This window comes from Natronomonas marina (assembly GCF_024298905.1).
Lineage (GTDB): Archaea > Halobacteriota > Halobacteria > Halobacteriales > Haloarculaceae > Natronomonas > Natronomonas marina.
Genome location: NZ_CP101154.1, coordinates 3,511,757 through 3,523,684 on the forward strand (window position 1 = coordinate 3,511,757; position 11,928 = coordinate 3,523,684).

Below are 11,928 nucleotides of genomic sequence, written 5' to 3' on the forward strand. Positions count from 1 at the left end.
CGGGTTTTTGCGCCCCGGCGCCGGAGAACCGATGGTGGCGATGACGAGCGATTACCCCCGCTGAGCCCCTTGTGATGAGGGATTCATCCGAGCCACCGCTCGACTCGACCGCCAGTGGCCACGCCGTCGGCGCGTTCGAGAGTGGGTTCAGAAGAACTTGAACAGGTCGTCCCGCTGCTGCTCGTGGAGGTGGTGTCGGACGGCCTCGTTCAGCGGGTCGATACTGCCGCGTTTCGCGGAGACGGGCGCCAGAACGTGGTCGAACTGCTGCCAGGGCGGGTAGAGACCGAGGCGCTCGGCGAGTTCGTTCAGGCGCTCGTCGCGGTCGTCGACCTTGTCCATCTTGTTGACGGCGACGACGGCCGGCACCCCGACCTCCTGCAGGAAGCCGAACATCTCGACGTCGTGGGGGATTTCGTCGGGGCCGGAGTGGCGGTCGATGATGTCGACGGCGGCCTTCCCGTCGACGACGAGGATGCCGACGAGGATGTTCTCGGCGTACTCCTCGACGTAGCGGACGACGTCGGTCTTGATGCGCTCGCGGACGTCCTCGGGGACGCCGGCCATGAAGCCGAAGCCGGGCAGGTCGGTGACGACGAAATCCTCGGCGGCCCAGTCGAAGTGGTTCGGTTCCGTCGTGACGCCGGGGCTGCCGCCGGTCGCAAACGAGTCGTGGCCGGTGATCTCGCGCATCAACGTCGACTTCCCGACGTTGGACCGCCCGACCAGCACGATTTCGGCGTCGCGGTCCGGGCGCGTGTCGAACATACCGTCGGTTGGCCGCTGGCGCTGATAAGGCGACCGGTCCCGTCGCCGGTCGGTAGCGTTATCGGTGCGGGGTTCGACCCTCGGGCGTGCGACTCGTTCAGGTGACCATCCCCGCCGGCAAGCGGGAGGCGGTACTGGACCTCCTCGACGAGGAGGGCATCGACTACGTCGTCACCGACGAGACGAGCGGCCGGGAGTACACCGCGGTCGCGTACTTCCCGCTGCCGACCAACGCCGTCGAGCCGATACTGGAGGCCCTCCGGGAGGCCGGCCTCGAACGGGAGGCCTACACCGTCGTCGTGAGCGCGGAGACGGTCGCCTCCGAGAAGTTCGAGGCGCTCCAGGAGGAGTACGCCGAGCGCGAGGAGAGCGAGGAGCGCATCGCCCGCCAGGAACTGGAGGCCCGTGCCAACGACCTCGCGCCGTCGCTGCCGACGTACCTCGTGATGACGGTGGTGTCGGCGGTCATCGCGACGGCCGGTCTCCTGCTGGACTCGCCGGCGACCGTGGTCGGGTCGATGGTCATCGCGCCGCTCATCGGGCCCGCGATGTCGGCGGCGGTCGGCAGCGTCGTCGACGACGCCGAGATGTTCCGCCGCGGGGTCGTCCTGCAGGCGCTCGGCGTCACGCTCGCCGTTGCCGCGGCGACGGCCTTCGCCATCCTCGTGCAGGCGACGAACCTCGTCCCGCCGGGGCTTGACCCGCTGGCGCTGTCGGAGGTCGAGGAACGGCTCTCGCCGAACTTCCTGTCGCTCGCGGTCGCCATCGGCGCGGGCGTCGCCGGCGCAATCAGCCTCACGACGGGCGTCTCGACGGCGCTGGTCGGCGTCATGATAGCCGTGGCGCTCATCCCGCCGGCCGCGACGGTCGGTATCGGCATCGCCTACGGCGAACCGGCGCTGGCGCTCGGGTCGGTCGTCCTCGTCGCGGTGAACGTCCTCTCGATCAACCTCGCCGCCCTGGTCGTCCTGTGGTACTCGGGGTACCGCCCGGAGCAGTTCTTCCGGCAGGACGAAGCCCGCGTGGCGACGCTCAAGCGAGTGGCCGTCCTCGTGGCCGCCATCGCGGTGCTGTCGCTGTTCCTCGGCGGCGTCACCTACGACTCCTACCGGACGGCCCAGACCGAACAGGAGATACGCGGCGCGGTCGTCGCCGAGTTGAACGGCTCGGCCTACCAGGCGTACGAACTCATCGAAATCGAGGTCAGCAACGAGGCCCAGCGGGTGCTCTTCCGGCAGCCGCGGAACGTCACCGTCACCGTCGGCGTCCCGCCCGACGCCCCCCGTCCCGGGCTAGCCGACCCCATCGAGCAGCGCCTCGCGGCCCGCCACGAAGTGAACGTCACCGTCGACGTGCTCTACCTCGAAATCGAGCGGAGCGGGTAGGCTCAAACGGCCGTTTGAGCTTACGTCGTTTATAAGCGCTATCCGGTCGTCCACCGTCACGTATGCAGCGAGACAGACTCCCCATCCTGGTCGTCGTCGCGGCGCTGCTGGCCGCGACGCTGGCCGGGGCCGCCCTGGTGGCGCCGACCGGCGCCCAGGACCCCGACGCGAACGCCGACCGGACCATCTCCGTCGACGCGACCGGCGACGCCGACGCCGCCCCCGACGAGGCCGTCGTCAGGGTCGCCGCGACCGCCGCGGGCGACGACCCCGGCGCCGTCCGGGACAACCTCTCGGCGAACGCCGACGCGCTCCGTTCGGAACTGGCCGCCGCCGGCGTCAACGAGAGCAACTACGAGACCGAGGAGTACCGCATCCAGGAGTACCGACGGCCGCCCGAGGAGGGCGGCGAGACCCCCGACTACCGGGGCATCCACGGCTTCGTCGTCACACTCGACGACCCCCAGAAGGCGGGTGACGTCGTCGACGCCGCCGCGAACGCCGGCGCCGAAATCCAGGTCGTCCGGTTCACCCTCTCGGAGGAGCGCCGCACCGAACTCCGCGAGCGGGCAATCGAGAACGCGATGGACGACGCGCGAGCGCAGGCCGTCACCATCGCCGACAACGGCGACCTGCAGGTGACGAGCGTCGCCCGCGTCGACGCCTCCCAGCAGCAGTACCGCCCCGTCGCCTACGAGTCGGCCGCTCCCCGCGCGGCCGACGCCGGCGGTGCCGACACGTCCGTCGAGACCGGCGAGGTCTCGGTCAGCTACCAGGTGCGCGTGACCTACAACGCGACCCGCGCCTGAACCTCCGACGTTCGGTTTCGCTTCGTTTTCACCCGATTACCTACCCGGGATAGCCGTGAGACCCGGCGTGCGAACGTACCGCCGTAGATTCTACCGGATTGCGTTGATGTTCACGGAGCGCTGCTGAATAGAGGGCGCGTATGCAGTATAAGTTCTCCCGATTGATCTCCCGCACTCGCCCCCACACCTATATTCATAAGCCCGATAAATTGTCGTATATGAACGTAGATTGGCAAAACTCAGGTGGTATTGTTGCGCTTGGTTTGTTGGCAATTGCGTTGGTGTTGACGCTGGCCGGGATCGAGACTGTCGCAGGATACGAAGTGCTTTCGGCTGGACAATCGGCCTTCGGATTCCTCGCAGCGGGGAATTTCAGTCTTGGTGTGCTCTCTGCAGGCATCTTCTCGGTCGGAATCTTCTCCGCAGGTGTCTTTGCGGTCGGGATTTTTTCAGTCGGTATCTTCGCCATCGGACCGTTTGCATTCGGAATCTATGCCGTCGGATTCTACGCGACACAACGCTACGTTGCATCCTCAGAAGCGACTTCCCAGGAATAATCGGTGGTGGGTGCTGAACTTATCCCTCTGTATTCTGCTCTATTGAAAATGCGGTACGGCAGTAGGATCATAACGTTTTGGCGAGCTTCTTGAGGTTGTTGAGAGCGAACAAGAGAACGATCTCACGGAACTGTCGGTACCAGAACCGCGAACGCAGGGCGGAGTCCTGTGTTCGCTTGACCGTCGAGTAGGACGTTTCTGCCATCCATCGCTGCGTGTAGCCCTTTGCCCGGATGAGTGCGTTATTCGCAGTTGCCTTCGCTGTTGAACCGCGGTAGTGAACGAGGTAGTCGATGTCCAGTGCAGCGACCTCGTACTCAGTGTGCCAGTCTTGGAAGCCGTTATCGGCGGCGACGGCCCGCAGGTCGTCCGCGTTCCGGCGGACGACCCGCGGGCCAGCCCTTGTATCGTGTTCACGCTCGATACAACAGTGGACATCCAGCACCGCCAACGATTCTGTATCGGTCAGCGTCGTCGCTTTGATCGTCTTGACGCTTCGCCCACACCGCTGGAGGTAGTGTTGTGAGGCTTGTTCCCGTTCAAAGAACGTGCTGTCTAATGCGGCGTGACCAGACTGCGGGTGTTGCTGCGCGGAGATGCGCAGCAACGCCCGCCAGACGTACATCGCGTAGCGGTCGAAGGAGTGGTAGAACGTGGTTGGATCAGGCGGTGCGTCTGGGTGGATGCCGAGCCGATCACACACCGCTGGCATGAGGCTCACTCGATCAACGAGTTCGGCGTAGCTGTGACCTTCTTCTTTGCGAATACAGTGCGCGACGATGTGGGCCTCGCGGGCAAGCCCGCCCGAGTCGGGCTTGCCCGCTCGATTCCCCAACGCTTGTTTAGCTACACGTAGTGCTGTCTCAACGAGGTCGAGCAACGCGACGCCCATAATCGCCTTCTCGACCTCATTTCCTCAAACCGTTACGGAGTAATCCTGCCGCTGTCTTCCATTTTCAATAGAGCACTGTATTCAGCAACTGGCTCCTGACAGATGTTAGCAAGCTACCGGGTCAGTCTGATATAGCAATCCACTTTCCTGAACAGTACTGGCGACCGTCGGTCTCCGTCGCCCGCCGGTGACCGCCCGGGCGGTCCGACGGCTATTTGACCGCCGAGGCGCACCCCCGGATATGGACGAGGCGCTGGGGCCGCCGCCCGCGATGGCCGGGAAGGCCGACGAGCTGACACCGATGCTGTCGCAGTACCTCCAGTTGTGCGAGCGCTACGACGACGCACTCGTGCTGTTCCAGGTCGGCGACTTCTACGAGACGTTCTGCGAGGCCGCCGAGGCGACCGCGCGCATCCTCGAAATCACGCTCACCCAGCGGGAGGACTCGACCGGCACGTACCCGATGGCAGGCATCCCCATCGACAACGCCGAGTCGTACATCGAGACGCTACTGGACGCGGGCTACCGGGTCGCCGTCGCCGACCAGGTCCAGGAACCCGAGGAGACGACGGGCCTGGTCGACCGCGCGGTCACGCGGGTGGTCACGCCCGGAACGCTGACGGAGACGGAACTGCTCGCCGACGCCGACAACAACTTCGTCGCCTGCCTCACCGAGGGGTACGGGCTGGCGCTGCTCGACGTCTCGACGGGCGAGTTCTACGCGACACGGCTGGACCGCCTCGAGGCCGTCGAGGCCGAACTCGAGCGGTTCGACCCCGCCGAGGCCGTCGTCGGACCCGACGCGCCGACCGACCCGTTCGGCGCCGACTGCATGGTGACGCCCTACGAGCGGTCGGCCTTCGACCTCGGGAACGCCCGCGAGACGGTCGAGGCGTACTTCGGGTCGGCGTCGCTGGCCGACGAGTCCGAAATCCGGGCCTGCGGCGCGCTGCTCGCGTACGCCGAGTACGCCCGCGGGACGAGCACCGACGGCGACGTCGAGCGACTCGACTACATCAACCACCTCACCCGCTACGACCCCCGCGAGTACATGCTGCTGGACGCGGTTGCGCTGCGCTCGCTGGAGGTGTTCGAGCCGAGACACGTCCACGGGCTGGAGGGGGCGGCGCTGGTCGAGACCGTCGACGAAACGGCGAGCGCGCTGGGCGGCCGGACGCTCCGGGACTGGCTGCGCCGGCCGCTGCTCGACGCCGACCGCATCGACGCCCGCCTGGACGCCGTCGAGGCGCTCGTTGCCCGGGTCGGCGACCGCGAGCGGGCGACGGATCTCCTGGCGGAGGTCTACGACCTCGAACGGCTCGTCTCGCGGGTCTCCCGCGGCCGGGCCGACGCCCGCGACCTGCGGGCCCTGGAGTCGACGCTGTCGGTCGTGCCCGACCTCCGGGAGTGTATCGCGGCGGCGACCGACGACAGCGATCTGCTTTCGGCGATCCACGACGACCTCGACGACTGCCCCGAGGTGCGGGACCTGATCGACCGCGCTGTCGTCGACTCCCCGCCAGTCGAGATAACCGAGGGCGGCGTCGTCAGGGAGGGCTACGACGACCGACTGGACGAGTTGCGGGCGACCGAACGCGAGGGGAAAGCGTGGATCGACGACCTCGAACAGCGGGAGCGCGAGCGGACGGGCGTCGACTCGCTGAAGGTCGGCCACAACTCCGTGCACGGCTACTACATCGAGGTGACGAACCCGAACCTGGATGCGGTGCCCGACGACTACCAGCGGCGCCAGACCCTGAAGAACGCCGAACGGTTCTACACGCCCGAACTGAAGGAACGCGAGGACGAGATCATCAGCGCGACCGAACGGGCCGACGAACTCGAGTACGAACTGTTCCGCGAGGTCCGCGAGGAGGTGGCCGAGGCGACCGAGCGCATCCAGGCGACGGCGGCCGCCGTGGGCCGACTCGACGCCCTCTGCTCGCTCTCGACGGTCGCCGCCCGGTACGACTACTGCCGGCCGACGGTCGAGAGCGAGGGGATCAGCATCGATGGCGGCCGCCACCCCGTCGTCGAGCGGACCGAGGCGGCGTTCGTCCCGAACCCGACCGACCTGCCGGCCGACCGACCGATGGCGGTCGTCACCGGGCCGAACATGTCCGGGAAGTCGACCTACATGCGGCAGGTCGCGCTGGTCTGTGTCATGGCACAGATGGGGTCGTTCGTCCCCGCCGAGCGCGCCGAGTTGCCGGTCGTCGACCGGGTGTTCACCCGCGTCGGCGCCTCCGACGACATCGCGGGCGGCCGCTCGACGTTCATGGTCGAGATGACCGAACTCGCCGCCATCCTCGAGGACGCCGGTCCCGACTCGCTGGTCGTCCTCGACGAGGTGGGTCGCGGCACCTCGACGGCGGACGGCTACGCCATCGCACAGGCGGCGACCGAGTACCTCCACGACGAGGTGGGCGCGTTCACGCTGTTTGCGACCCACCACCACGAGTTGACCGACGTGGCGGCCGAACTTCCCCGGACGAAGAACTACCACTTCTCGGCCGACCGCACGGCCGACGGCGTGGCCTTCGAGCACGACCTCCGGGAGGGACCGGCGACGGCCTCCTACGGCGTCGAGGTGGCCGAGATGGCAGGCGTCCCGCCGCGGGTCGTCCAGCGGGCCGACGCCCTGCTGGGCGAGGAGACGACCGGGGCCCCGGACGACCCCCCCGCTTCGGGTCGAACGGCAGACGCTACCGTCTCCACCGCCGACGCGACCGCCTCCACCGACGGCGGCGAACTGCCCGAGGAGCTGCTCGCCGAACTGCGGGCGGTCGACCTCGCCGACACGACGCCGCTGGAGGCGCTGAACCTGCTGGCACGGCTCCAGAAGCGCGTGGAGTAGCCGGGTAATACTTATCCAGTATTACTCGAAATCCCTTACCATGCCACGAGTAACGACGAAGGGGCAGGTGACGATTCCCAAGCGGATACGCGAAGAACTCGGCATCGAACCGGGCGACGAGGTGACGTTCGTCGAGACGGGGTCGGGATACGAGATACGGAAGGAGGCCCCGACGACGGAAGCCGGCGGGGACCCCTTCGAGCGGCATCGTGGCGCGGCGGGCGACGGGGCGATGCCCGAACGGATGCGGCGACTCCGCGGCGAGTACCCCCGTCGAGTCGAGAACGACGGAGAGGCGGACTCGTGACGACGACGGTGGTGGACACGAACGCGTTGCTCGCGCTCCTGTACGACGACGAGTACGCCGACGAGAGCGAGGCCGCCCTCCGGGAGGCCTACCGGGAGGGCCGTCTCGTCGTCCCGCCGGTGGTCTACGCCGAACTCGCCGCCGACGGCCACTTCGAGGAGTCCACCGACCTGGACGCGTTCCTGTCGGATTTCAGCATCCGGCTGGAACCGCCTTCCAGCGACGCGACGTTCCGCGCCGGCGAGTCGTTCCGCGAGTACCTGGACCGGCGGCCCGACGGCCTCGCGTGTCCCGCCTGCGGAACCGAGCGGACCGCCGACTGTCCCGACTGCGGCGAGTCGCTCGCCGACCGGCAGCACATCGCGGCGGACTTCCTCGTCGGCGCCCAAGCCAGTGTCGACGCCGACGCGCTCGTCAGCTTCGACGCCGCGTTCTACGGGACGTACTTCCCGTCCACGTTGGTCCTGACGGAGTAACCGCCCGCCGTCGGGTTTTTGTCGGCCGCCACCCACACGCCGGCAGTGACGCTGCTCGACGACCTCTCCGGCCACGAGTTCGAGGACGCGGTGGCGTCGCTGTTCCGCGCCCACGGCTACGAGGACGTCGCGGTCGCGGCCCGGGTCGCCGACGAGGGCCGCGACGTGACGATGCGGGACGGCGACGCCGCCTACGTCGTCGAGTGCAAGCACACCGACACCGTCTCGCGGCCGACGGTCCAGAAGACCCACTCGGCGGCCGCGACCTACGACCACGACGGGCCGACCCGCGGGATGGTCGTCACCTCCGGGCGGTTCACCGGCCCGGCCGAGACCTACGCCGACGAACTACGCGACAGCGGCGACCCCCACCCGGTCGAACTCGTCGACGGCGACGACCTCCGCGAACTCAGCGAGGCCGTCGGGATGGACCTCTACAACGGCCGCATCGAGATTCTCTGCGAGGAGACGCTGCCGGTCGGCGAGCCCGCACTTGCCGTCGCCGAGGCCTTCGAGACCGTCGCCAACGCGCCGCCGCGGGCCGAACTCCCGGCACCGGAGACGTCGGTCGTCTACCGGCCGGTCGTCGACGTCGAGGCGGTCACGCGGGCCACCTTCGAGACGAGCGTCGGCGTCATCCACCGCATCGACCGCCGGGACCACCTCGTCCTCGAGGCCGACCGGGAGGGGCCGGAACCGGCACCGGAGGGCGTCGTCGAGTTGGTCGGCGTCGATCCCGTCGACCTCGGGCGCGAGCGGGACCGCCACGGCGGCGAGGCCCGCCGGTTCGGGGCGACCGAGGCGGAGTACCGCGAGGCCGCCAAGGAGACGCTGTGTTCGGCCCTGGAGACGACGGTCACCTACACCGGTGACAACAACGTCACGTACCGGCGGGAGTGCCGTCCCTCGCCCGACGACGTCGAACTGCACCGGGTGCGGCCGCTGTACGTCCCCCGGGTCGAGGCGAGCGTCGAACTCAGCGGGTACGAGCACGGTCTCGCGTACGACGCCGCCGGCCCGCGGCGGGCGATTCGCCGGGACGCGGTGCGGCGCTGCGTCCACTGCGGGGCGTCGGGCGAGGGGGAGACCTACACCTACTGCGAGAACTGCGGCAGCGTCAGTTGCGAGGCCCACACCGAAACCGAGCGACTCACCGGCGAGGTCGTCTGTACCGGCTGTTCGGTCACGGCGGAGTTCTTCTACGCCGAGAAGCACTTCTTCGACGAGAGCAACGCCGCCGCGTTCCGCGAGGAGTACGAGGCGATGCCGCCCCACCGGAAGGCCATGGAGAACCCGAAACTGGCGGCTGCCGCGGCGCTCGCGGTCGTTCTGGTCGTCCTGCTGGTCGTCGCCGTGGCCGCGCTCTAGTCGCCCCGGGGAGTCAGCGGGACGAACTCCAGGCCCTTCTCGGCCAGCAGGGCCTCGGCGCGCTCGGTGACCGAGGGAGCGACCAGGGCGCCGCGGACCTCGGCGTCGGCGTGGAGGTCCCGCTGGAGCGCCTCGACGTAGCGGTTCAGTTGCCCGACGGCGTCGGGACCGACCCGCCGCCGCTTCAACTCGAGGACGACGGTCCGGCCGGCGTCGTCCTCGCCGTAGACGTCGACGGCGCCGGCAGGCGTCTCCCGCTCGGTCGCCAGCGGCGTGAAGCCGGCCTCGACGAGTTCCGGGTCCTCGAGGACGCGCTCCTTGAGGTCGGCCTCGGTGCCGACCACCTCCAGGCTCTCGGGGTCGGAGACGTCGAAGGCGGCGGCGTGGGCGACCGCCGAGAAGCGGACGACCAGCGACTCCTCGGGGGTCGTCCGGTGGCTCTCGACGACCACCTCGCCGTCCGCCGCGCGACAGCCGTGCTCGCAGCCGGGGGGCTGCCAGTTGACCGGCTGCTGGCCCTCGTCGGTGTGGACCAGCGCCGCGCCGTCGGGCTTGAGCATGACGTGGCGGTCGCCCGGGCCCAGTTCCGAGGCCGCCCGACCCTCGTAGTCGACGGTACAGCGCCCGAACAGCGTGACCAGGGCGCCGTCCTCGACGCCGTCGGTCACGAACCCGGCGGCGGTTTCGGCGTCCGGGGCCGCGAGCGTGCGGGCGTCGGTCGTCGCGTCGTCGGGGGACACACGCCCGGGTAGCGGTGTCGTGCGCTTAAGCGCCTCGCTCGTCGTCGAGGGGATAGACGACGGTGCCGCGGCCGGGGTCGAGCCACCGCAGCGCCGCGAGGACGGCGCCGGGAGCGGGGGCGGCGACGGCACGGACCGCGCGGGCGCCGGCCAGCCACCCCCGGAGGTAGGCGGCGTCGCGTGCGTCGTCGTAGCCGACGAGGGCGGTCCGCGGGCCGGCGCGGTCGTCCCGGAGCGCGAAGACGAGGTAGCGACGGACCGCGAAGTCCGGGTCGACGACGTACAGCGCCTCGTGTTCGACGGGGTCGAGACGGGCACACGCCTCCTCGAAGGTCAGGCCGGTCGCAAGCGGGTCCGGGTCGACCGCGGTCCGTCGCTCGTCGGTCAGGCGGCCCCCCGACGGGTCCAGCAGGTCGGCGGCGCGCTCACGGACGGTCCCGTCGTCGGGCGGGCCGCCGAACGGCGTCTCCGGCGTGAGGTCGGCGGGGTCGACGCCCCAGTGGGCGTAGTGGAGGTCGTAGCCGTCGCGGTCGTAGGCGACGAGCGTCCGGTGTCCCATGGGGCGGGTAGCCGCGCCTTCGGCCATAAACTCGCGGCCGACTCAGGCGTAGCCGTCGGGTGCCTCGATGCGGTGCCCCGGGCCGAGTCCCTGCAGGACCTCGATGGCGTCGAGGAAGTCGGCGTTCGTGATTTGGCCGACGAACCGGCCGTCCTCGACGACCAGCACGCGGTCGCTCCCCGCCTCGCTCATCGTCCGCAGCGCGTCGAAGGCGTCGGCGTCCGGTCCCACCGACGGCGGTGCCGCGCCCATCAGGTCGGCGACGGTCCGCGACCGCCGTTCGGCGGAAGGCACGTCGCGGACCGCCGCGAGGGCGACGAGGCCGGTCACGGTGTCGCGGTCCACGACGGGGTAGGCCGTCGTCCGCTCGGTGACGACGCGTTCGAGGAACTCGTCGACGGTCGTGTCGGGCGCGACGGCCCGGACGTCGGTCGACATCAGGTCGCGGACGATCATGTCGGCGAGCAGGTCCCGGAGGACGGTCGCCCGGGACTCGGCGCCGGCGGCGACGTAGACGAACATCGCCACGAGCAGCAGGATGGGCGCAAACGAGAAGACGGCCGCCAGCGCGAGCAGGAGGGCCATCCCCTTGCCGACGCTCGCGGCGGTCCGGGTGGCGTCGGCGTAGGGGCGCGACCGGGCGAGGAGTGCCCGCAGGACGCGGCCGCCGTCCATCGGGAACGCCGGGAGCATGTTGAACACCGCAAGCGTCGCGTTGATGACCGCGAGCCAGCCGACGACGAAGACGACGACCGGCGAGGCGGGAATCACGAACAGGAGCCCGTAGCAGACCGCTGCGACGAGGAGGCTCATCGCCGGACCCGCCAGGGCGACGTAGAACTCGACGTTCCAGTCCTCCGGGAGGTCCTCCATGTGGGCCATGCCGCCGAATATCCACAGCGTGATGGAGGTGATGGTGATGCCGTACCGGCGTGCCGTCCAAGAGTGGCCGAGTTCGTGCAGCAGCACGCCGACGAACAGGCCGACCGCGGCGCCGACGCCGAGGACGATGGGGGTGTTGCCGGCCTGGAGCGCGGCGAGGTCGACGGGGTGCGGCGATATCCACTCCACGGCGCCCGCGTAGAACGCCAGTTGTTCCGGGCGGCTGATGAGCCACGCCAGCACGGGCAGAAAGACGAGGAAGGTGACGTTCAGCCGTATCGGGATGTCGGTGACGGTGCCGACCCGGAAGTTCCACATGGGTCGTACC

Annotated in this window: 12 protein-coding genes; 7 read left to right on the forward strand and 5 right to left on the reverse strand. The window is 69.2% G+C overall.

Annotated features, from left to right (window positions below; genetic code table 11):
* Positions 1-147: 147 nt before the first annotated feature.
* The gene (gene engB / locus NLF94_RS18335; RefSeq protein ID WP_254839083.1) at positions 148-768 is read right to left on the reverse strand and encodes a GTP-binding protein EngB; all 621 of its coding nucleotides are present in this window, start codon (positions 766-768) and stop codon (positions 148-150) included.
* Positions 769-854: 86 nt separating this feature from the next.
* Here engB and NLF94_RS18340 point away from each other — a divergent pair, with 86 nt between their 5' ends.
* From NLF94_RS18340 to NLF94_RS18350, 3 genes are all read left to right on the forward strand, one after another.
* Positions 855-2,153 carry a TIGR00341 family protein gene (locus NLF94_RS18340; protein WP_254839084.1) on the forward strand — a complete coding sequence of 433 codons (1,299 nt, stop codon included), beginning with the start codon at positions 855-857 and terminating at the stop codon, positions 2,151-2,153.
* Positions 2,154-2,215: 62 nt separating this feature from the next.
* A complete protein-coding gene (locus NLF94_RS18345) occupies positions 2,216-2,962 on the forward strand; it encodes an SIMPL domain-containing protein (RefSeq protein ID WP_254839085.1) in 747 nt (248 codons plus the stop codon).
* Between the two features lie 218 nt (positions 2,963-3,180).
* Positions 3,181-3,519, forward strand: coding sequence for a hypothetical protein (locus NLF94_RS18350; protein ID WP_254839086.1), 339 nt, complete (start codon positions 3,181-3,183; stop codon positions 3,517-3,519).
* Between the two features lie 67 nt (positions 3,520-3,586).
* Here the strand turns inward: NLF94_RS18350 and NLF94_RS18355 are convergent, their stop codons facing one another.
* On the reverse strand, positions 3,587-4,411 hold the full coding sequence (locus tag NLF94_RS18355) for a transposase (RefSeq protein ID WP_254839087.1): 825 nt from the start codon (positions 4,409-4,411) through the stop codon (positions 3,587-3,589).
* 241 nt (positions 4,412-4,652) lie between these two features.
* Here NLF94_RS18355 and mutS point away from each other — a divergent pair, with 241 nt between their 5' ends.
* Genes mutS through NLF94_RS18375 form a run of 4 tightly spaced genes read left to right on the forward strand, consistent with a single transcriptional unit; the run spans position 4,653 to position 9,419 of the window.
* Complete coding sequence (gene mutS / locus NLF94_RS18360; RefSeq protein ID WP_254839088.1) at positions 4,653-7,268, forward strand: DNA mismatch repair protein MutS; 2,616 nt, start codon at positions 4,653-4,655, stop codon at positions 7,266-7,268.
* Positions 7,269-7,308: 40 nt separating this feature from the next.
* Positions 7,309-7,575, forward strand: coding sequence for an AbrB/MazE/SpoVT family DNA-binding domain-containing protein (locus NLF94_RS18365; RefSeq protein ID WP_254839089.1), 267 nt, complete (start codon positions 7,309-7,311; stop codon positions 7,573-7,575).
* Entirely contained in the window at positions 7,572-8,051 is a 480-nt protein-coding gene (locus NLF94_RS18370) for a PIN domain-containing protein (RefSeq protein WP_254839090.1), read from the forward strand. Before NLF94_RS18365 ends, NLF94_RS18370 begins: the two co-directional genes overlap by 4 nt.
* A gap of 45 nt (positions 8,052-8,096) precedes the next feature.
* On the forward strand, positions 8,097-9,419 hold the full coding sequence (locus tag NLF94_RS18375) for a restriction endonuclease (RefSeq protein ID WP_254839091.1): 1,323 nt from the start codon (positions 8,097-8,099) through the stop codon (positions 9,417-9,419).
* On the opposite strand, the gene nucS is transcribed toward NLF94_RS18375, so the two are convergent.
* The 3 genes from nucS to NLF94_RS18390 are packed head-to-tail and all read right to left on the reverse strand — an operon-like array spanning position 9,416 to position 11,918.
* A complete protein-coding gene (gene nucS / locus NLF94_RS18380; RefSeq protein WP_256558658.1) occupies positions 9,416-10,159 on the reverse strand; it encodes an endonuclease NucS in 744 nt (247 codons plus the stop codon). The genes NLF94_RS18375 and nucS overlap by 4 nt on opposite strands.
* Positions 10,160-10,184: 25 nt before the next feature.
* Positions 10,185-10,718: a DUF6735 family protein gene (locus NLF94_RS18385; protein ID WP_254839092.1), complete on the reverse strand. Its 534-nt coding sequence runs from the start codon at positions 10,716-10,718 to the stop codon at positions 10,185-10,187.
* 42 nt (positions 10,719-10,760) lie between these two features.
* The gene (locus tag NLF94_RS18390) at positions 10,761-11,918 is read right to left on the reverse strand and encodes a site-2 protease family protein (RefSeq protein ID WP_254839093.1); all 1,158 of its coding nucleotides are present in this window, start codon (positions 11,916-11,918) and stop codon (positions 10,761-10,763) included.
* Positions 11,919-11,928: the final 10 nt, after the last annotated feature.